Genomic DNA, 21,637 nt, shown 5'->3' with positions numbered 1-21,637 from the left:
CTACATTTAATTTCTTTAATTTTTACTTAACACGTAGTCATTTTAAGCCAAAAAAAACTTTAGGGAATACCTAAAGTTTAAACTCAAGACATTCTTTACCATTAACTTTTCAAGCTATTAAACAACGCTTAAGATTTGTTTCAGCTCAAGTATAAAATGTATGAGTATGTTTGATTAGAAGTATGTTAACTATGTTACATGAGCATTTAAAAGTTTCGAAAACAATGACCTATTACATATATAAAACTTTGAGTAATACATATATCTAATTCAAAAAATCTAATGATAGTTATGTAAACCTAGACTAATGTCTAGGGCATGATCTACTTCTTTCATTTTATCCTCAGAGAGATAAGTAAGTTTTTCTTTTAATCTTTTTTTATCTAATGTTCGTATTTGCTCTAGCAGAATAACAGAATCTTTATCTAACTTATATTTCTTTTTACCTATTTCCACATGAGTGGGTATTTTCGCTTTATTAATCCTTCCAGTAATTGCAGCTACAATTACAGTTGGACTATATTTATTACCGGTGTCATTTTGAATGATGACAACTGGTCTTACTCCCCCTTGTTCAGACCCTTGTACCGGTGATAAATCAGCTAAATATACATCGCCGCGTCTAATCATTCACTCTGATGATTGGAAGTTAGATAAGTTTCATTGCAATCACAAGCTTCACATTCAATTGGGAAAGCCTCTGTTGCTAGGGAGAGATTAAGGTCTGCCATCTGAGCATACCCTTCTTTTAATGACTGTTCTAGACTATGACTACGATTTTGATTAAAAGTTAGCATAAGAAGAACCTCCAGTGATTCTAAAAAAGTTATTATTAAACCTTTATTTAGTTTAATAATAACAAATTTTAGATGGAGTGACTACACTATTTTAATAAATCATTAATAATATATTCTTTATTATCAAATTTGTAAATTCTTGGCAAGCGTCGTCCAAGGTTGCATAACACTTCATAATTGATTGTTTTTTGTTGTTTTGCAATTGCATCTACTGATTGTATGCTATCTTGTTGTTTACTTATAACACATACTTCATCGCCTTCAAGAATATCATCATTAATTTTAATGATTGTTTGATCCATACAAACACGGCCAATCACTTCACATTGCTGTCCTTTCACATTTACAAAATGCCCTTGCATTATTCTCAAATAACCATCTGCATAGCCAATTGGTATGATACCTATTTTTATAGGTGATTGTGCTGTATAAGTACTGCCATAGCTGACTGACTCACCAGGTTGTAGTTCTTTTGTTTGTACAATTTGGGTCATTAACTCAGCACTAGGTTGAAGTTCAATGTCAGCCTCTTCCTTTACATACTCTGATGGATAGTAACCATAAAGTGAAATACCTAACCTTACAGCATTACAAATATCTGCATCTATCATCAATGCACCAGCAGAATTTTGTGCGTGAACATAACGTGGCATATCCGTTGAAGTTACCCATGTTTTAAAACATTGATATTGCTGTTGTGCAGAATCTCCTGGTTCATCTGCACATGCAAAATGTGTATAGACACCTTCAAAAACAAGATGCTCGTGCTGTTCTATTAAATGAATGGTTTGGTGGTATTCTGCTTGGTTTTTAATACCTAAGCGTCCCATGCCTGTATCAAGTTTAATATGCAACCACAGTCTTTTCTCATTATCATCATTGATAGCTTTAATAGCAGATGATAACCATGATTTTGAAGGGACCGTTATTGCAACTCTATGTTGAATTGCTTTATTAATATCTTCTATAGGTATAACTCCTAAAATCAATATTTGTGCTTTGATTCCATGCATGCGCAATTCTATCGCTTCATCTAAAGTTGCTACAGCAAAAAAAGAAGCGCCATGGTCCACTAAATATTGAGCAATTCGCACACTTCCTAAACCATAGCCGTTCGCTTTAATTACTGGTATCACTGTCTTATTATCATGTAACTGAGTGAATTGTCGGTAATTGTTATTAATTGCAGCTAAATCGACGTTGATATAGGTGTTTCTATAATACTTATCTGACATGTTATGTCCTCCTCGAAATGACCGTAACATATTATAAATGGATATTATCATATCTCATTTTTCTTATTTTTATTATATGCCGCTTCATCCATTTTTTCTAATAAAACTTGACTCATAGCATAATGATCACTATGTGTAATACTTACATGCACTTTAAATCCTGGATAGTCGATACATGGTTTTCCATAATCATCGTTATAACAATGGATATCATGAAAAGCAACAGTTTTACCTAGTCCAGTACCTAAAGCCTTACTAAATGCTTCCTTTGTTGTGAAACGTCCAGCTAAAAATTCAAGTTTTCTACGTTCGCTTGAAAAACTATGATAGCGCTGTTGTTCTCCAGGAGATAAAATACGTTCAATTAATTTGGGTTGTTTATCATTTAATCGTTGAACACGTTCAATTTCAATTAAATCAATACCTATTCCATAAATCATCTATTTAACCCTCATTCTATGTCATTATTTTCATTATCAATGTTATCTTCATCAGATTGCTCAGCTTTTTGTTGTCGAATCATTTGTTTTAGGCGCTGTGCCTCTGCTTTATTAATTAATTCTACACTTGGAAAGCCACCAGCAGTAAAAAGTTTTACAGTTGCTAAATCATAAAATTGCATTAAAAAGCCTTCAGTAATATCGATGTTTTGAATTCTAAATAGCGGTATTGCTTGTGTTGAAACAAATATAATACCCGTCCGAATGTAAATTACATCAGCTTCTAATGAATAGCGAAAATTTTTATATTTTAACCAAGGATTCACAACAATAAAAATAACAATATATACACTAAAAAATATCGCTAGTCCAATACTGATTTGCATTAAAGTTAGCCAGTGTAATAAAAAATAATTTATTAATATTGCTGCAATCAAAATGATACTTATAATTAGTAAAGTTATTGTTGCTGCAATACGCATGATTTTAGGTCCATTTTGATTCATATGATTATAAGTTGTCATTTGATTCACCTCTTAAAAATGTCGAAGTAACATTTTCAACTTTATGCTCATCTTCAAATTTCAACGTCACACCCTGGAAAATTGCACCTTTGGCTAGAATAAAGTTTATTGTAGCGAGACGAGCACGTTGTAAAAATGGGTGTTGTTCAGTTTCAATTTCAAGTATTTTATCTTTTTTAAAGTAATAACTATTTAACGTTAAAAATGTCAGTTCACTTACTGCAATTTCACTGTCATTTTGCGCCATTCCTGAACATTTAAAGTAGACCCAAGCATGTAATATTCTTATCAAAATTAATACTGCTGCAATCCCAAAGCTCCAAACACTCCAAAAATAGGTACCAATACTTGCTAAAATTAATATAATCACTGAAAAGATGAAGAAATGTCGATGAAAGCTTCTTAAAGGCATGCCTTTATCAATTTTGATAAAATCCATTTCTGGCACTAAATCAGCTAATATGCGATAAGCCTCATGCTGTTTAATAAAAGGTAAAATCATAACTCTACCTTTTGTACTGACATCTACTTCTGAAGTGACATCTGAATCGCTCGTAATAATAAAATGTATAGATGTATATCCAAATAATTTGCGTAATAACGACTGTTTTTCAACGACAGCCTGCAATCTATCAGTTGGTACTGTTATATTTTTTACATTTAGTAATCCATAAGATACTTTTAACTGACTATGCGATTGTGTCACTGTGTAATGATAGTACCGAATCATCATAATCGCCGTTCCTACAATGTAACTTACGATAATAAGGGCAACAGTAATGACAAATACAATTTTAAATGCTGAATTCACCCAACTTAATATACCGTGAGTCAAACTATCCCATGGTATAAAGTCTTCTACCGAATTAAATATTGGACTGAGTGCTGCAAATGTCACACCAACAGCTCCACTTGTTAAAGCCATTAATAATAAAGTCTTAAAGGACATTTTAAATATAATATTTTGATTATCTGTTTGTTCATTGTCAAGTGATTGTGTATCTTGTAAATCATGTTTCTTATTTTCAAGTTGTAAGTCACCTTTTTGCAGTAATTCGAGTTGTTTATCTCGAATTGATTGTTCAATCATTTGGCTTTGTGATTTCGTAATTGTTTCTAATTCCACGCCATCGCTTGGCGTTTTTATTTGCAATTTGACACCATTAACAAGTTGATCGATAACACCTTGAGTGGTTTCAAACGACTGGATTTTTCGGACATTTAATTCTTTTCTATTTTTGTTAAAAACCCCATGTGTGACAATGAAGTGATCATCTTCTAACCAATATCTTGTACTATATACTTCTAAAATTTGTGACACTAACGATATTATAAAGAACATCAGCACTATACCTAACCCAATATAATCACGAATTTCTGAGAAATCAAATTGCCATATATTCACACCTACGACAATGGCAAATAAAATAATATTTTGTTTTATTGCATTATAAATACAGTTAATATAGGAAATAATATGTAATTTTTGAGGATTAGACATCTGTATCTACACCTCTCAAACCTTGTATGATTTTATCCTGTAATCGCAATGCTTCAGCTTCCGAAACAATAGGAAAACTAATTTCATGACCGGCAGTTGGTATTACTAACTTATTTAATTTCAATTTATACAGCAACGGATTTGATTTAACTTCGATTTGTTGCACACGTTCGATCTTGCTCATTTTATGTTTCTTTAAAATATATGTCTTCTTAATTTCTATATTATTGCCATCAAGACGATAGTATCTATGATGGTATAAGATATATGGGCTTGCAATCAAAGTGATAAACATGAGTACTAAATAGATAGCAGCAATATATATCAACCAATGGTACCAATAATTTGTGTACCAAAAATAAGTCAAAACACTCAAAACAATAAATTCAATTACAAAGTAAAGACTATACTTTATCCAGTAATATTTTAATGCCTGCTTAGGACTTTGCTTAAAAACATTGTCACTATAATCCATAAAGAACTCCTTCCTGAAATTTACGTTCATTATATCATAGAAGTAGTGGTAATTGATGGCTACTTAATACTTCAATGGAGGCACATAAATGGATTTATAGTTATAACATATAACACTCTAAGGTTTTAAATAATAATAGGCATTAAATTTGTATATAAAAAAGGAGCGTGACAGAATTCATAATGAATTCGTAGTCCCGCTCCGGCAAGGTTGACTAGGATTGAAAAAGCTTGGTATAAGCTTATTTTCAATCCAATCAACTACTACAATTATTTAGTTCATAGTTTAAGAGATGATTATGTCCCAGATTCAACAATAGTTATATTATTTTTGCATGTCAGCAAATGTACGTCCTTTTGTTGTACGATTCTTGCTTGATTTATCTTTACGATCGAAATTATTTGACTTTTTCTTATTATAATTACCTTTTGTACGTTTATTACGTGTTTCAAATTTCCCACCACGTTTTTTGTTACTTCTTCTGTGGTTTCCACCGTTCTTGCTTTGGCGATTTTTACGTGCTAAAGGTTTTTCGAATGTTAATTGAACTTCTACTTCATCATTTGCCTCAACTAATTCTTGAAGTAATGACGCAACTAATTCTGTTGAATCGTATTCTTTTAACAATTCGCTTGAAATACGTTGTAATCTTGGTTCATTATCTTTTGACATCCAGTTTTGAACTTTTTCTTTAATGTCATCCTCACGCGCTTTTAAAACTTCTTTACGATGCGGTGGTCTCAAAGCAGTCATTCTTCTACTATTAACTTCTTCAATTTGACGAATATAATCCATCTCAATTGGATTGACAAAGGTAACAGCTATACCTTCTTTACCAGCACGGCCAGTACGACCAATGCGGTGTGTATAACTTTCTGTATCTTGAGGGATATCAAAGTTATAAACGTGACTTACCCCTGAAATATCTAAACCACGCGCTGCTACATCTGTAGCAACTAAAATATCAATTTGATCATTTTTGAATTTTTTTAATACTTCTAGACGTTTGGCTTGTGTTATGTCTCCATGCAATCCTTCTGCTTTATAACCTTTTGATAATAAAGCACTTGTTAATTCATCAACACGGCGCTTTGTTCGACCAAATACAATGGCAAGTTCTGGTTGATGAACGTCTAAGAAATTAGTAAAAGTATCAAATTTTTCTAATTCTTTAACAATTGTATAATACTCGTCAATTTGAGGATCTGACATTTCATTGTTCATAGTCTTAACAATTTGAGGTGTTTTCATAAATTGTTGCACGAGTGCTTGAATCGCTTTTGGCATTGTAGCAGAGAATAGCATCGTTTGTCTTTGCTCTGCCGGTATCTTATCCATAATGAATCTCATGTCATCGATAAAGCCCATATTCATCATTTCATCAGCTTCATCTAATATCAATGTGTGAATGCCATTCGTTTTCAATGTTCTACGATTTAAATGATCAATAACTCGTCCAGGTGTTCCTACAACAATTTGAGGTCCTTTTTTAAGCGCCTTGATTTGACGGTCAATTGGCATACCTCCAAATACCGTAACAACCTGAACATTTTGTCCACGGCTAAACTCTCTTAATTGTTCTGCTACTTGCATCGCTAGTTCACGTGTAGGTGCTAAAATCAGTGATTGTACTCCTGATTTATTTACAACTTTTTCTATTAGAGGAATACCGAAAGCACCAGTTTTACCTGTACCTGTCTGTGCTTGTCCGAGGATGTCTCTTCCTTCTAATGCATAAGGGATACTGTCTTTTTGAATTGGCGTAGGTTCTTTAAACCCCATATTTTCTAGGGTTTGAACTGTTTTTTCAGAAATCCCTAAGTCTTTAAAATTTTGCAATATAATTCTCCTTTTATCTATTTATTTCTCGTCGTACTATTTACGTATACGTTCGTATTTGTTTCGTCAACTTCTTAATAGTACCACCTATATTATCTTATAGCAATAAAGGGTTTCTGCAATCAGATAGAAAAAATTTAATCATACATTGCTAAAAGCGCTTGGATAGGCTTTTTTTATAAAAAATGACCTAATTATATTTTTCAATACAATTAGGTCTTGAACTACGTTATATTAAATAATTGCGTTAACAATATCCTCTAATTTATTACCTCTAGAGCCTTTCACTAACACTTTGTCGCCAGCAACTAATTCTTTTTTCAATTGCTCTATAATTGCTTCTTTAGACTCAAAATGTTGTGCATGTGATACATAGGGCTGTCCAGAACGATGAATATATTGTGCTTCTTCACCAAAAGTATATAGCTCATCAATATTTTTATTTTTTAAATATTCACCTATTTCTTCATGCATATGTTGACTGTTGTCACCTAACTCCAGACAATCGGCCAAAATCAATATTTTTCGTCCCTCCATATTACTTAACGTATCTATAGACGCTTTCATACTTGTTGGACTTGCATTATAGGCATCATTAATCACTGTAATTTGCTGTTCTGTTACATGCCTTTCCATGCGCATGCCAGTTAATTGGACATGTTTAATATTGTGTTGAATCATCTCATATGATAAGCCTAACTCATGTCCAACTGCAATGGCAATTGCAGCATTCCTCATATTATGAACGCCTAAAATAGGTAATTCATAATGTTCTGTATTATTAATATTAAAAGCAATACCATCATTTTGATTGGAATCAATTGTACAAACATACGTATTATGTTGTTCCAAGCCCACACTGATTAATTTCGCATGCTTTACTTGTGCTACATGTGGCTGTAATAGTGGCTCGTCCCCGTCATAAATAAAAATACCGTTATCTTTTAGTCCAGTAACAATTTCAGATTTCGCTTTTGCAATACCCGCTCTTGAACCCAAATCTTGCATATGCGATTCACCAATATTCGTAATCACGGCAATATCTGGCTCTGCAATACTAGACAATAATTCAATTTCATGAAATCCAGACATACCCATTTCTAAAATTGATATATCAGTGTCATAATCCAATTCTAAAATTGTTAAGGGCATACCAATTTCATTATTATAATTACCTTGCGTTTTTTTCACTTTAAACTGTGTTTTTAATACGCTCTCTATCATATCTTTAGTAGTCGTTTTGCCATTTGACCCTGTCACAGCTATCACTTTAGGTTGAACATAATTCAAATATGCTTTAGCAAGCTGTTGTAATGCAGTCAAAGTGTCAGAAACATAAATTAATGGTTGCTCTTCTAATGAAGAATCAATTTCTTGACCTGTTTGATAAAATGCAGCTGCAGCACCATCTTGTATACTTTGTTTAACAAAGCGATGCCCATCTACATGCTCTCCTTTAAAAGGAATAAATAACATTTGCGGTTGAACCGCACGTGAGTCAATCGTTACGCCTTTGATTTTAACATCTAAAAATTGGTCATCTATATCACAATCGATCCATGATTTAATTTGTCGCAAAGTTACTTCTATCATAATGACTTACCTCGCTCTTAGTCTATGCTATATTTATTTTTCTTTTTATCTTCGTAACGCTCTTTTGCTAATTCTATAAGTTTTGTAATTAAATCTGAATATGATAAGCCCATATTTTCCCATAAACTTGGATACATACTAAATGCAGTAAATCCAGGCATGGCATTCGTTTCATTGATGAAAATTTGGTTGTCTTCAGTTACGAAGAAATCGGCACGTACTAAACCTGAACAGTCCGTTGCTTTAAAAGCTTCTAGTGCCATATTTCTCAAAGTAAGTTGCACTTCTTGATCTAACTCTGCTGGGATTTGTAATCTAATTTTCCCATCTTTATATTTGGATTTGTAATCATAAAATGCAACATCTTTAACTACTTCTCCAGGCCAAGTCGTTTCTGGATAATCGTTACCTAAAACTGCAACTTCTACTTCACGGGCATTTATGCCTTGTTCAATTACTAATTTGCGATCAAATTGAAATGCTTCGGCAATGCCAGCTTTTAATTCTTGTTCATCGTTACATTTACTAATACCTACACTTGATCCCAAATTCGCCGGTTTAACAAAAACAGGATACTCTAATTTGTCTTTTACCAATTTAATGATATTTCCTTGATACTTTTCATATTCACTGCGTAAAAAACTAATATAAGGTAATTGTGGTAGCCCTCTATGCTCAAACAATTGTTTCATTACAAGCTTATCCATTGAGCTAGAAGCAGCTAACACGCCATTTCCGACATATGGAATATCCAATACTTCAAACAGACCTTGTATCGTACCGTCTTCCCCATTAGGTCCATGTAATAGTGGAAATACTGCATCATATGCTTCACCAGCACTACTTTGTTTTAATAATAAAGTAATATCTTCTGGCTCAACATCTGTTAAAGTAAGTTCTTCTGGAGATTCAATCGTTGCTGTTATGTTACCTTTCTTTTTCCATAAACCATCATTTGTTATATAAATAATGTCCACTAAATATTTTTCTTTATCAATAGCATTTAATACATTTTGAGCTGTTAGCTTTGAAACGTCGTGCTCCGCACTTTTACCACCATAAATAATACAAATATTTTCTTTTTTCATTATGTATTCCTCCAATATTGATTCAACATTAGGCAATTCAATACGTTATACCAGGTCAAAGTATAAAATGAATACCTTTAAATTCATTACTGTTTATACAGTATTCACACAAAATATGCGACTTAACGATCCTCTAAAGATTACTTTCTGAAACTTAATATTACCATAAAACATGAGTTGAATGCATTTGATGATATAAAGGTTATCCGAAAATTTTGTAACATTTTTAAAACGATTTACAACACGTTGTTGTGCAACTAGCTGCTATCATAGATATTCTATAGTCAAATGTTTTAATCTACAGTAAAATCATTGTATAATCAATTTAGAAACTAACGAAATTAAGGAGTTACAAATGAAATATTCATCCCGTCAAACGCCTAATAAACATTGGCTCAAACGAATAGACTGGGTGCTCATAGGTATTTTAACTATACTAGCCATTTTTAGTGTCACACTCATTAGTTCAGCAATGGGTGGCGGTCAATATAGTGCCAATTTTAGTATAAGACAAGTTATTTATTATATTTTAGGTGCTTTCATCGCTCTTATTATCATGCTTTTTTCACCTAAAAAAATTAAAAAAAATACATATTTATTATATTTTATTTTTTGTGTATTGCTTATCGGTTTACTAATTTTACCCGAAACGCCTATTACACCTGTGATTAACGGGGCATCGAGTTGGTATAGTTTTGGACCAGTAAGTATTCAACCATCAGAATTTATGAAGATTGTATTAATTTTAGCATTAGCGAAAATTGTAGAACGACATAATCGTTTTACATTCAATAAGTCACTACAATCCGATTTAGTTTTATTTTTCAAAATAATAGGTGTATCAATTATTCCTATGGCACTCATTTTATTACAAAATGATTTAGGTACGACACTTGTTATATGTGCTGTTATAGCTGGAGTAATGTTGGTTAGTGGTATTACATGGAGATTGTTAGCACCTTTGTTTATTTCTGTCATTGTGTTTGGAAGTAGCATTATTTTAGCCATTTTATACGCACCTTCTGTAATTGAAAAGTCTTTAGGTGTTAAGATGTATCAAATGGGTCGTATTAATTCCTGGTTAGACCCCTATTCATATAGTGGTGGAGATGGCTACCACTTAACAGAATCGTTAAAAGCTATTGGCTCAGGACAGCTATTTGGTAAAGGCTATAATCATGGTGAAGTTTATATTCCTGAAAATCACACGGATTTTATTTTTTCAGTCATAGGTGAAGAAATGGGCTTTATAGGCGCAGTAATTTTACTATTTGTTTTTTTACTTTTAATTTTTCATTTAATTCGTTTAGCAATTAGAGTAGAAGCTCCTTTTAGTAAAATTTTCATCGTAGGTTATATCTCTTTGATTGTATTTCATATTCTTCAAAATATTGGTATGACAATACAGCTATTACCTATTACTGGTATTCCTCTACCCTTTATTAGCTATGGTGGCAGCTCTCTTTGGAGTTTAATGGCTGGTATCGGTGTTATTCTATCCATTTACTACCATGACGTATCAAAGTCTTCAATAAAGCTTAAATAGAGAGGTTTCAGATTTAAATTACAAAGTAAAGAAAGGAGCGGGACAGAATTTATTATGAATTTGTAGTCCCGTCCCCCCAGTAAAGTTAACTAAAATTGAAAAAAGCTTGCTATAAGCTTATTTTCAATCCAGTCAGCTACTGCCAATATTTAGTTCATAGCTTAGCTCTTCTCTATTAATTTTCTTACATTAATTATCAACATGAAGAAACCATGTTTACTTTTGTCTTAGTTTATTCCACGAGTTCACATTTGAGTGAAAATCAGAATAACAATCATAAATTCAAAGCCAGAAAATGAGCGTATAAACTCATTTTCTGGCTTGTTTTTCTAGGAATAATATCCAATATTCCTTTTTTATAGCAATGTAAATCGACTTAAAGACGCACTCGAACCTTTGAATAAAAGTGACATGTTACTTTAGTTTATGAGTGACTGTTGCTGAGGCTGGCAAATTATTCATTATGTCTAAACGAGATTTTGTTTTCTTAATATTTACACCTAGCGATGTTAAGTATTTAACCATGTTTTGAATTTTATCGACTTGTTTCATAATTTCACCTCGTTATATGGCCTTTCACATACATACTACCCTAATTAGCTGTCGTTTACTACATGAATTGAAAATTTATTTGAAATTATTTTATAAATCATCTATAGCATGATAGCCAGCATCATATATTTCTTTTTCAAGTGCATTTAAATTAGTTGGTGTTTCAAAAGTAACATTAACTGCACGTTCATCAAAATTGATCACTACTTCATTAACACCAATCATCTCTAATAACCTTGTTCGTAAGTTTTCCAAGTCGTCTTCACTAGTCACATTTGTAATATAAATTAATCGCTTTTCCACAATTTTCTCCTCCTAGTCTTTTAGCATTTTTTGAAATGTAACTAGCAATTCCTCCATCGCTTCAACTTCCTGCCCATCGTTTATTTTATCCATGATACAACTTTTCATATGATGCTCTAATAGTTTTGTTGCTACACTCGTTAATGCTGAGCGTGTTGCTCTTATTTGTGTTAACACATCATCACAATAAACATCATCTTCAACCATGCGATTAATTGCCCGCACTTGTCCTTCTATACGATTTAATCTAGATTTTAAATTTGCTTTTACAATTTTAGAATGATGTGCATGATCTTGTTCGTTCAAGGTAAACACCCCTTTACTCAATTACTTACTAATTATTGTATATTACAATGAGCAAATTCAACCACTTTTAACAATTACAATATGATATTTATCAACTACATGATACAATTGTATTATTCATTTAATATTGTGACAAACATAAAATGTTAGGCTAGGAGGTTCTATATGGTTGAATTCTTTTCATTAACTTTGGCACATTCTAATTTACTAATAAACATATTTTTAATTAGTGCTTTTATTTTAAACCTTATCTTTGCCTTTACAATCATCTTTATGGAAAGACGCAGCGCCGGATCAATTTGGGCTTGGTTATTAGTTCTTGTATTTCTTCCTATTATAGGTTTCATACTCTATTTACTTTTAGGTCGACAAATTCAACGAGAACAAATATTTAAATTAAATAAAAACAATAAAATTGGTCTTGAAATGATTGTTGGTGAACAGATGAGAGCTTTAGAATCAGACAACTTTTCTAAAGGGAATCATCAAATTGTTAAATATAAAGATATGGTGCGTATGTTGTTGTATAATAATGCTGCCTTTCTAACTACTGACAACACTATTAAAATATTTACAGATGGCAAAACAAAATTCGATTCGCTCATTGATGATATCAATCATGCGAAAGATTATATACATATTCAATATTACATTTTTAAAAGTGATGACTTGGGTCATAAGATATTGACAGCTCTCGAACATAAGTTGGATGAAGGATTAGAAATTAAAATGCTATACGATGATATGGGTTCACGTGGGCTTAGAAAGAAAGATTTAAAGCATTTTCGAAACAAAGGTGGCAAAGCTGAAGCCTTCTTCCCTTCTAAATTACCATTGATTAACTTGCGTATGAATAACCGTAACCACCGTAAAATTGTCGTTATAGATGGCAAAATTGGTTATGTTGGTGGTTTTAATGTTGGCGATGAATATATTGGAAAATATAAAAAATTTGGTTACTGGAGAGATACACATCTACGCTTAGAAGGAGATTCTGTAAACGCCTTACAATTAAGGTTTATACTTGATTGGAATTCTCAAGCTGCGCGTGACAATATTGAGTACAGTGATCGTTATTTCCCAGATGTAAATTCAGGAGGCCAAAAAGGTGTACAAATTGCTTCTAGTGGACCAGATGAAGATTGGGAACAAATTAAATATGGTTATTTAAAAATGATTTCATCTGCGAAAAAATCAATCTACATACAATCACCATATTTCATTCCTGACCAAGCCTTTTTAGACTCTATTAAAATCGCAGCACTGGGGGGTGTTGAAGTTAATATAATGATACCAAGTATGCCAGATCATCCATTCGTTTATTGGGCTACATTAAAAAATGTCGCCTCTCTATTAGAAGCTGGCGTAAACATTTATCAGTATGACAATGGTTTCTTACATTCCAAAACTGTTGTTATCGATGATGAAATTGCTAGTGTTGGAACAACAAATATGGATCATCGAAGCTTCACACTTAACTTTGAAGTAAATGCCTTTATTTACGATGTGGATGTTGCACATCAATTGAAAACAGCCTTTATAGAAGATATGAAAGTTTCTTATAAATTGACACAAGAACTTTATAATCAACGTGGCTTAATCATTAAATTTAAAGAGGGTATTTCTCAATTATTATCCCCAATATTATGACACAAGTCACATCATTTTAATGATAAGCTTGCCTGTTGAATGTAGCTTACATTTAGCTTTAATCAGTACTATATGAGCTAATATATTTAATTATATCTGAAGAGATTTGAAGGAGTATATAATGAATTTAAAAGCGCAACTTGATTTATGTAGACAATATATGTTGGATTTTCATGCTCATGATTATAGCGGCCATGATATTGCACATGTTGAAAGAGTAACTTCCTTAGCATTAAAAATCGCTAAAGCAGAGCAATGTCAACGTATAGATATTGTTGAAATAGCTAGTCTATTGCATGATACAGTTGATAGTAAACTAACGACTAGTGATGCTGCAACAATAAAACTAGAAAAATTTTTATACTCTATTAATCTTGATACATTAACAATTAATGAAATTATTTTTATTATTAAACATTTAAGCTATCGCAACGGAGAAAATAATCAAATTTCCCTTTCTTTAGAAGGACAAATTGTTAGAGATGCTGACAGACTTGATGCAATTGGTGCTATAGGTATCGCTAGAGCATTCCAATTCGCCGGGCACTTTAATGAACCGATGTGGACAGAGTTACCAACTTCATCAATACCTTCAGCAGATGAAATAACAACCTTTGAACCATCAGCGATACGTCATTTTTACGATAAATTGCTAAAATTAAAGGATTTAATGCATACTGAAACAGCACGTAATATTGCCATACAACGCCATGATTTCATGAAACAGTTCATCAACCAATTTTTTGATGATTGGTATCAATAATAATGCAGTCGAGATAAACGTATTTTGGATTTGAGCAGAATAGACAACTTACACTATACACTACCAATGGAAACTTCAATTCTTATTCCTACAAATAATATTTCTCGATATGTATAAACAATCCCAGATAATGAGTTCAATCATCATCGTGGTGCAACATCATATCATCCAAAAATGATAACGAGCTGTACATTATCTAATACATAAGGGAAAAGACAATTTCTATCAAATAATTTTAATAGAAATTGTCTTTTTACATTGTTTAAGAACTTAATGTCCTAGCCCCCTAAGTAAACACACCGATAATACGTATTTTTGTAAATAAAGAAGCCAGTAAATGAATTTACAAAACTCATTTACTGACTTCTTTTTCTATGAATTCTTATTTTTTCTTTTTATTATTTTTTGAGACTACTTGTGTGTTTTTACCTTTTTTTGTTCCTTGATTTTTTTCTTTTTCATATTGTTTAATCATTGGTGCTACTTCTTCTTTAGCACGTTTTGAATAATACATGTTAGCGAAGTATGTTTGAACAATCAAGAAAGCGGCGCTGACTGACCAGTATAAGCCAAGTGCTGCGGCTGATTGATATGAAATCCATATAATCATGATAGGTGACACAATCATCATCATATATGCCATTTGACGTTGCTCATCTGGCATCGTTTTCGTTGAAATGTAAGATTGAATAAAATATAGTACCCCGGCAATAGCTGTAATCCAAATATCTGGTTTAACTAAATTAAACCATAAAAAATGTGGGTGGTGTGTAATTCCACCGCCAATTTGATATCTAAGTACAAAATATAATCCCATGACGATTGGCATTTGAATTAAAACTGGTAAACAGCCTAACATACTTGCCATTGGATTGATATCATATTTTTTATAAACCTGCATCATTTCTTGATTAGCTGCCATTTTTTCTTCTTGAGTTCTTGCACGTTTAACTTTTTCTTGTACTTCACTTACTTCAGGTTTGGCCACTTTCATTTTTTCACGCATCATATGACTATTTTTATAGTTTGATAACATGAACGGTAATAAAACAATCCGAATAACTAAAACTAATACAATGATAGCTAAACCATAATCATTATTAAAAATGCCTGAACCTAACCAATGTAGTATCTTTTCCATTGGATCTACGAATGTATTATAGAAGAAACCTGTGCGATTTCCTTGCTTAGAGTAGTCACACCCTGCTAAAAAGACCATTATCCCTAGAAACAAAGGTAGTAGTGCTTTTTTCTTCATTTTTCCACCTCTATTATGTTATTTCACATAGATGTTATTTTATCATACTAATACTACAGTAGAAAACAATATGTGGAAAAATTTCTTTGTTAATTATAATAACTTAAGAATTTATTAACAGTGCTGTCAATATTTTGACTTCTAGCGATAGCTGATATAACTGAAATTCCATCCGCACCTGCATCAACTACTGCTTGTGCATTATTTTCGGTCACACCACCAATAGCCACGATTGGAAAGTCACCTATTTCTTTTCGTAACGTTAGAATCATTTCAGGACCTACTGGTGTACTAGCATCAGACTTTGATGGTGTCTGGTATATAGGGCCAACCCCAATATAGTCGACATGTGTTAAGTCAGAACGTTTCAGCTCATCTAGATTGCTCACGCTTAAACCAATAATTTTATCATGGAATTGTTCAAAAAAGTCTTCAACTTTGGCGTCATCTTGACCTACATGTATACCATCAGCTTGTACTTTTAAAGCAAGTGCAACATTGTCGTTAACAATAAATGGCACCTGATAGTTATGGCAAAGTTCCTTTAATTTTAATGCCAGTTGTTCTATCTTTTTGTCTTGAGATACTTTTGATCCTTTTTCTCTAAATTGAAACATTGTAACTCCAGACTCTAAAGCTTGTGTTACTACCTGTTCTAAACTTTTCCCTTCAGGTATATCTTGTGTGCCGCATATAAAATATACTTTTAAATCTGTACTTTTAAACATTTCTATACCTCTAATCTTCTAACATTTTGTTGATATAATTCATAGGTCATTTGGTACATATGATCTAATAATTCTGTTTGAAAACTTCCTGGTCCCTGACAATGTGGACTTTGTTCAGCAAGTTCAGCGGCGATATTATAGAAACTTATTGCCTCTTCAAGCTGTTGTAATGATGGGTGTATGTTGCCGAATAAAAAGCTGGCAATAATGCCTCCTAATAAACATCCTGCGCCAGTCACTTTGGCTAATAATGGTGAGCCATTAGATAATTGAACGATTTGATTATCTTGAACAATAATATCGTCTTTTCCGGTTATCACAATGGCAGTTTGATATTTTTGGTATGCTTTTTTAGCAATTGCTATGGTGTCAAGATTGCTTGCTCCATCTGTACCTTTCATTGTTGTATTCATATCAACAAGCGTCAATACTTCAGAAGCATTTCCCTTAATAACAGAAACTTCTACTTCAGCTAAAAAACGTTCACAAAAGGTTTTGCGATATGTTGATGCCCCTACAGCTACTGGATCAAAAACAATTGGCGTTCCTTGTTTATTGGCAATTTTCCCAATCTTAATAATATCCTCTTCATTCGCTTTTGTGAGTGTACCAATATTGATTAACAATGCTTGAGCAACTTTATAAAACGCTTCTGCTTCTTCAGGTGCTTCACTCATTGCCGGACTTGCGCCCATACTTAACAATCCATTAGCAGTGAAATTTTTCACAACATCATTCGTATAACAAACAATTAAAGGATTATCTTCACGTAATTTTTCTAAATTATTCATCATCTAGTCCTACTTTCTTTAAGTATGCAAAATGGTTTACTGGCCCTCTACCTTGACCTATTTCAGGTGTATATTCAATGCTTAACGATATGAATTTCTTTGCCTTTTTCACAGCTTCATAAATTGAGCGACCTTTAGCTAATTCTGCAGCGATAACAGCAGAAAATGTACAGCCCGTACCATGCGTATGCGGAGTATTAAAACGTTGATTTTCAAATGTATAAACATCATCTTTTGTAAACAAATAATCTTTAGCAATATTTGGGTCTTCGGAATGACCACCTTTAATTACAACACCTTTACTACCAATATCATTGATGAATATATTACCTGCCTTATAAATATTCGCTTCACTATCAATTTTAATACCTGTAATTTCTTCAGCTTCCGGAATATTCGGTGTAACAACATCAGCTAAGGGTAACAATGTTGACTGTAAATGTTTTTTAGTATCATCATCCATAAGTGAATCGCCACTTTTAGCTAACATCACTGGATCGATGACATATGGAATGTCTGCATATTTTGTAAGGTAGTCACGTACTAGTTCCATCGTGTCTTTAGTTGCAATCATGCCTGTTTTAATTGCTTGAGGTAACTCATCATCAAATACGCTATCCAATTGTTCTTTAACCCATGATGTTTCCAGATTATGAATGTGTTGAACACCTTTCGTATTTTGAGCAACGATGCTTGTAATGGCAGCCATACCATAAACACCACAAGAATGAAATGATTTTAAATCTGCCATAACGCCAGCACCACCTGAGGGATCAGTACCTGCAATTGTAAGCGCAATTTTCGGTTTATTCATGCTTTTAACCTCCAAAGTTCCATTGTTCATTCGTATATGCCATATTAAAGAAATGTCTCTCATGAATCGTACTTTGTAAAAAGCTTTCTTTAATTTGTTGTTTTTCTACGTCTGAGCTGTTTTCTGTTAATTGATCTAACAGCTGATCAAAAACATTTATAAGTTCTCTCATTTCTGTGCTATAAAATTCAAACCATTTAGATAAATTTGTAGCTTTGTTTAATTCAGGGTCTTCTATTGCTCTTAATGCAATCACTTCATAAACATATGGACAAGGTGCCATAGCTGCAATTGCATAGGCCGCATTTTCATGCGTATAAGCATGATAATACATATGTTTAATATAATGATCTCCACTTGGCGGCCAAACCTTTTCTTTAATAATTTCTTCATACGGCTCGTTTATATAATCCGCCAATATTTCATGTGCTTCAACTTCCCCTTCAGTTAAAAACTCAATTTGTTCAACAAGAAATTTAATACTTTCAATATCAGTAACTTTAGGAATAAGTAATGCGTATATATTCATAAATTCTTTTAAATAGGATGCGTCAGCTCTTAAATACTGTCTGATTGCTTCTTTAGAAATTGTTCCCTTTAATAAGTCTTGTATGAAACCATCTTGATAAATTTCATCAATAATTGGTTGTGATGCTTGTTTAATTTCATCTGAAAATTTCACTTGTATTGCCTCCCAGTATAAGTCTTTAAAAAATAAAAACTACATTTCAACGTAGAAATGTAGTTCATCCCAAACAATATAATGGCAGATTATTGTTGCTACTTTCCTACGTTGGTTCTAACCAAATCAGGTTATAAGGGTCTGACTAATTTCGTCATCTCAGCCAATAAAGGCTCCCCTAGTAGTTTCCTATTACATTTAACATATCAAAGCCAAACTCATTAATCAAATGTAAAGCAACCATGTCATACCTCTAGATACATATCATCATATTCATTTTTAAATGTGTTAACTCCAAATACAAAATTCAATTATTGAAGACAGTCAAAATAATAGCTGATATATCTTTTTATATAAATAGAACCCACCTCATGATTATGAAGTGAGTTCAGAATTTAATTTAGGTTGGGCCCTAAGCTGTTGTCCAGTGGCCTGCACCTTCTGTATCATATAATTTTTGTGCTGCAGCATCTTGAACATGTTCTGGAGCATTAGCTGGTGACACACCTTTATATTCAGATGGCGCTACATGATCCCATGTTGACTGCATAAATTGATATTTACCTGCTGCACCAGATGATGGATTAACTGCATGAATATCTCCACCAGATTCACGTTGTGCTATTGCTTTCAAGTGACTGTTAACATTAACTGATGAATGACTTGAAGCTTGGCTTGCTGAACTTGACTGACTATGAGATGTTGCTTGTGTTTGTGGTTGTTGTGTTGATTCGCTTTGAGGTGCTTGCTCAGTTTGAGCTGGCTGAGCTGATGTTGATTGTTGAGTTGCAGCACCTTGAGATGATGACATTGTTCCTTGTTGAGCTTGTGAATTCATTGTTGTATCATCAGCTGCACCATTTGATGGATAGTATTGCCATTCAAAATAAGTACCATCAGAAGCAAAGTGATAAGTAGTCCCTTCATAATTGAATGTAAAATCATACGCTCCTGATTGTACAGGCTTTTCATTTAATGATTGATCATTTGATTGTGCTAATTGTGCTAACTCAGCTTTAGTATTGACATTTAATTCACTCGCATCTGCATCATGACCTGCATTTCCTGCTACTAAACCTAAGCCTACTGCTAGAGATGATGCAATAATTGTTTTTTTCATAATTATATATCCTCCTAAATTTGAGTTCATTTTATATTTAAATTTACAATTCATAATGTAACATCCATAAAAAATAAGCAGGTTACAGTGAAATAAAAATAACTGGTAAAAATTTACAAAGACATTACAAAAACAAAGAAATAATTATACATACCAAATACGTAAAAAATACTTTGATGCAGGACTAAAAAATCTATAAATTCCAATTGCCTGTGTAATATTTTGAAATTTGTCAGATTATTGTGTGAGTTTAACAGATATTCTCATATAGAATATGATTGTAATATATGTATATTATTTAATACTTCTTCAATAAACAGCTAGGAAAATATAGCAAAATTTAGCACAATTCACCATATTTCCCATCACTGTTAAGCATAATTGAAAGGATTTATATTAAAGAAGATTATTGGGAGTATGAATAACTAGTCGGATATAATTTATGGATAAAATTTGAGTTTTAATATTGAAAAAGCAATTATTCGATATTTAAGAGTTTCATTTCATCAACTGAAAAAGGTTGAATATTAGTAGTTGGATGTTCTTCGAGGATTTCGTGTGTTTTGCCTTTAGAGGACATGAATTTAATAGTTTCTACGTATAATTCTGTAACAAAATGTGTTTGTTGGTCTTTAGTATACTTTCTTGAGCGCATTTGACCTGTAATACCAACCAATGATCCCTGACTGGTATACTTTTCAATGTTGGTAGCAGTCCTACCATATGCTTTACATAGAATATAATCTACGATTTGCTCGTTGTTATCATCTTTATAATTTCTTTCCGTAGCCACACAAAATGTAGCAATTTTAACCTCCTCTTTCTCGTATATTTGGGCATCTTTAGTTAATCGTCCAACGATTACGATTTTATTTAACATGTGTCACCTCCTTTGATTAGTTATAGTTTATGTATTTCTAATGCTAAAGTCAAAACGGTATAATTTTAATTTTACTTACGTTTTACCGCTAAAATTTGTTATATTTAAAGAAAATAATGTATTTTAGAACACGTACAACTTAAAAATATTATTTTTTATAAAATTGAGAGCAAAAGGGATGATGGGATATGAAGACATTTAAAGCTGTGCGCTTTCAAATAGTAAATCAAAACGGCGGTATCACTGAGTATGAATTAGAAGATGGTGTAATCATTAATAAAGAAAATAGCGGTACTGGATGGTTGCTAGAAATCGTTATTTCAAATGATCATTATGAACAGATGAAGCAATATCAAGAAGAACAAACTTTATTAGACATTCGTGTAGTTATCACAAGACCGGCTAATGATCCAGCATTATTTGATGCTACAATTAAGCATATTGTTAACTTTGAAACAAAAATGTCAATTGTATTAGAGTGTCACATATACACTTTGAGACAAGTTTATGCAGAAAGTTTATTAGAACAATTAATAGATGATGGTTTATCAGGAGAAGAATTAAAAACAACATTCAAACGTATGATGCAATCTAAACCTAAACTAAAAGATGAAAAATTTGAACGTGATAATACATTATAAAAGACATTTTAATATAAATTCACATATATAAACTTCGACGAGACACTAGAGTAAATAGACAAGCTGAGGAGACCCCGACAGAGAGAATTTCGAAAAGAAATTCACCAAGCA

The 21,637-nt window shown here is 32.4% G+C and carries 24 protein-coding genes and 1 riboswitch; of the genes, 4 read left to right on the top strand and 20 right to left on the bottom strand.

The features are described from left to right. Positions 1-279: 279 nt before the first annotated feature. From HMPREF2597_RS00910 to HMPREF2597_RS00865, 10 genes are all read right to left on the bottom strand, one after another. Positions 280-630: a type II toxin-antitoxin system PemK/MazF family toxin gene (locus HMPREF2597_RS00910; protein WP_002461192.1), complete on the bottom strand. Its 351-nt coding sequence runs from the start codon at positions 628-630 to the stop codon at positions 280-282. After that, positions 627-797 (bottom strand): type II toxin-antitoxin system antitoxin MazE, encoded by a 171-nt coding sequence (mazE, locus tag HMPREF2597_RS00905; RefSeq protein ID WP_002461193.1) that lies wholly within the window; start codon positions 795-797, stop codon positions 627-629. Before mazE ends, HMPREF2597_RS00910 begins: the two co-directional genes overlap by 4 nt. Before the next feature lie 86 nt (positions 798-883). Then, the gene (gene alr, locus HMPREF2597_RS00900; RefSeq protein WP_012990786.1) at positions 884-2,032 is read right to left on the bottom strand and encodes an alanine racemase; all 1,149 of its coding nucleotides are present in this window, start codon (positions 2,030-2,032) and stop codon (positions 884-886) included. Between the two features lie 47 nt (positions 2,033-2,079). Beyond that, positions 2,080-2,472 (bottom strand): holo-ACP synthase, encoded by a 393-nt coding sequence (acpS, locus tag HMPREF2597_RS00895; RefSeq protein ID WP_002461196.1) that lies wholly within the window; start codon positions 2,470-2,472, stop codon positions 2,080-2,082. 11 nt (positions 2,473-2,483) lie between these two features. Beyond that, positions 2,484-2,996 carry a PH domain-containing protein gene (locus tag HMPREF2597_RS00890; protein WP_002478976.1) on the bottom strand — a complete coding sequence of 171 codons (513 nt, stop codon included), beginning with the start codon at positions 2,994-2,996 and terminating at the stop codon, positions 2,484-2,486. Then, complete coding sequence (locus HMPREF2597_RS00885; RefSeq protein WP_002461198.1) at positions 2,983-4,497, bottom strand: PH domain-containing protein; 1,515 nt, start codon at positions 4,495-4,497, stop codon at positions 2,983-2,985. Before HMPREF2597_RS00885 ends, HMPREF2597_RS00890 begins: the two co-directional genes overlap by 14 nt. Beyond that, positions 4,490-4,972 (bottom strand): PH domain-containing protein, encoded by a 483-nt coding sequence (locus HMPREF2597_RS00880; protein WP_002478975.1) that lies wholly within the window; start codon positions 4,970-4,972, stop codon positions 4,490-4,492. Before HMPREF2597_RS00880 ends, HMPREF2597_RS00885 begins: the two co-directional genes overlap by 8 nt. Positions 4,973-5,296: 324 nt before the next feature. Further along, complete coding sequence (locus tag HMPREF2597_RS00875; protein WP_002461201.1) at positions 5,297-6,811, bottom strand: degradosome RNA helicase CshA; 1,515 nt, start codon at positions 6,809-6,811, stop codon at positions 5,297-5,299. A gap of 234 nt (positions 6,812-7,045) precedes the next feature. Beyond that, complete coding sequence (gene murF, locus HMPREF2597_RS00870; protein ID WP_002478974.1) at positions 7,046-8,404, bottom strand: UDP-N-acetylmuramoyl-tripeptide--D-alanyl-D-alanine ligase; 1,359 nt, start codon at positions 8,402-8,404, stop codon at positions 7,046-7,048. Positions 8,405-8,421: 17 nt separating this feature from the next. Then, entirely contained in the window at positions 8,422-9,492 is a 1,071-nt protein-coding gene (locus HMPREF2597_RS00865; protein ID WP_002461204.1) for a D-alanine--D-alanine ligase, read from the bottom strand. 355 nt (positions 9,493-9,847) lie between these two features. Here HMPREF2597_RS00865 and HMPREF2597_RS00860 point away from each other — a divergent pair, with 355 nt between their 5' ends. After that, positions 9,848-11,038: an FtsW/RodA/SpoVE family cell cycle protein gene (locus HMPREF2597_RS00860; protein ID WP_002461205.1), complete on the top strand. Its 1,191-nt coding sequence runs from the start codon at positions 9,848-9,850 to the stop codon at positions 11,036-11,038. A 414-nt stretch (positions 11,039-11,452) separates the two neighbouring features. On the opposite strand, the gene HMPREF2597_RS12680 is transcribed toward HMPREF2597_RS00860, so the two are convergent. The 3 genes from HMPREF2597_RS12680 to csoR form a co-directional block, all read right to left on the bottom strand. Then, the gene (locus tag HMPREF2597_RS12680) at positions 11,453-11,590 is read right to left on the bottom strand and encodes an Lmo0850 family protein (protein WP_012990785.1); all 138 of its coding nucleotides are present in this window, start codon (positions 11,588-11,590) and stop codon (positions 11,453-11,455) included. Positions 11,591-11,680: 90 nt separating this feature from the next. Further along, positions 11,681-11,893 carry a putative copper chaperone CsoZ gene (locus HMPREF2597_RS00855; protein WP_002478973.1) on the bottom strand — a complete coding sequence of 71 codons (213 nt, stop codon included), beginning with the start codon at positions 11,891-11,893 and terminating at the stop codon, positions 11,681-11,683. A gap of 12 nt (positions 11,894-11,905) precedes the next feature. Continuing rightward, positions 11,906-12,199, bottom strand: coding sequence for a copper-sensing transcriptional repressor CsoR (gene csoR, locus HMPREF2597_RS00850; protein ID WP_002492098.1), 294 nt, complete (start codon positions 12,197-12,199; stop codon positions 11,906-11,908). A 165-nt stretch (positions 12,200-12,364) separates the two neighbouring features. Between csoR and cls the strand changes: the two genes are divergently transcribed. Further along, positions 12,365-13,849, top strand: a complete 1,485-nt coding sequence (gene cls / locus HMPREF2597_RS00845) for a cardiolipin synthase (RefSeq protein WP_002478972.1) — start codon at positions 12,365-12,367, stop codon at positions 13,847-13,849. Between the two features lie 121 nt (positions 13,850-13,970). Further along, positions 13,971-14,612: an HD domain-containing protein gene (locus HMPREF2597_RS00840; protein WP_002478971.1), complete on the top strand. Its 642-nt coding sequence runs from the start codon at positions 13,971-13,973 to the stop codon at positions 14,610-14,612. Positions 14,613-14,994: 382 nt separating this feature from the next. On the opposite strand, the gene yidC is transcribed toward HMPREF2597_RS00840, so the two are convergent. The 7 genes from yidC to HMPREF2597_RS00805 form a co-directional block, all read right to left on the bottom strand. Continuing rightward, positions 14,995-15,870 carry a membrane protein insertase YidC gene (yidC, locus tag HMPREF2597_RS00835; protein ID WP_002461212.1) on the bottom strand — a complete coding sequence of 292 codons (876 nt, stop codon included), beginning with the start codon at positions 15,868-15,870 and terminating at the stop codon, positions 14,995-14,997. Positions 15,871-15,959: 89 nt separating this feature from the next. Continuing rightward, positions 15,960-16,598 carry a thiamine phosphate synthase gene (gene thiE, locus HMPREF2597_RS00830; protein ID WP_002478970.1) on the bottom strand — a complete coding sequence of 213 codons (639 nt, stop codon included), beginning with the start codon at positions 16,596-16,598 and terminating at the stop codon, positions 15,960-15,962. Between the two features lie 2 nt (positions 16,599-16,600). Then, positions 16,601-17,389, bottom strand: a complete 789-nt coding sequence (thiM, locus tag HMPREF2597_RS00825; protein ID WP_002478969.1) for a hydroxyethylthiazole kinase — start codon at positions 17,387-17,389, stop codon at positions 16,601-16,603. Continuing rightward, positions 17,382-18,203 (bottom strand): bifunctional hydroxymethylpyrimidine kinase/phosphomethylpyrimidine kinase, encoded by an 822-nt coding sequence (gene thiD, locus HMPREF2597_RS00820; protein ID WP_002478968.1) that lies wholly within the window; start codon positions 18,201-18,203, stop codon positions 17,382-17,384. Before thiD ends, thiM begins: the two co-directional genes overlap by 8 nt. 4 nt (positions 18,204-18,207) lie before the next feature. Then, a complete protein-coding gene (tenA, locus tag HMPREF2597_RS00815; protein WP_002461217.1) occupies positions 18,208-18,885 on the bottom strand; it encodes a thiaminase II in 678 nt (225 codons plus the stop codon). Between the two features lie 86 nt (positions 18,886-18,971). Continuing rightward, positions 18,972-19,075, bottom strand: a riboswitch (TPP riboswitch). A gap of 222 nt (positions 19,076-19,297) precedes the next feature. After that, complete coding sequence (locus HMPREF2597_RS00810) at positions 19,298-20,005, bottom strand: transglycosylase family protein (RefSeq protein WP_002478967.1); 708 nt, start codon at positions 20,003-20,005, stop codon at positions 19,298-19,300. Between the two features lie 478 nt (positions 20,006-20,483). After that, on the bottom strand, positions 20,484-20,885 hold the full coding sequence (locus HMPREF2597_RS00805) for a single-stranded DNA-binding protein (RefSeq protein WP_002461219.1): 402 nt from the start codon (positions 20,883-20,885) through the stop codon (positions 20,484-20,486). A 188-nt stretch (positions 20,886-21,073) separates the two neighbouring features. On the opposite strand from HMPREF2597_RS00805, the gene HMPREF2597_RS00800 reads away from it, so the two are divergent. Then, positions 21,074-21,526, top strand: coding sequence for a YwpF-like family protein (locus tag HMPREF2597_RS00800; RefSeq protein WP_002478966.1), 453 nt, complete (start codon positions 21,074-21,076; stop codon positions 21,524-21,526). The last annotated feature ends 111 nt before the right edge of the window (positions 21,527-21,637 follow it).

It is taken from the genome of Staphylococcus sp. HMSC063A07 (assembly GCF_001836955.1).
Classification (GTDB): Bacteria; Bacillota; Bacilli; order Staphylococcales; family Staphylococcaceae; genus Staphylococcus; species Staphylococcus lugdunensis.
This window is presented reverse-complemented; position numbering and strand designations above follow the sequence as displayed.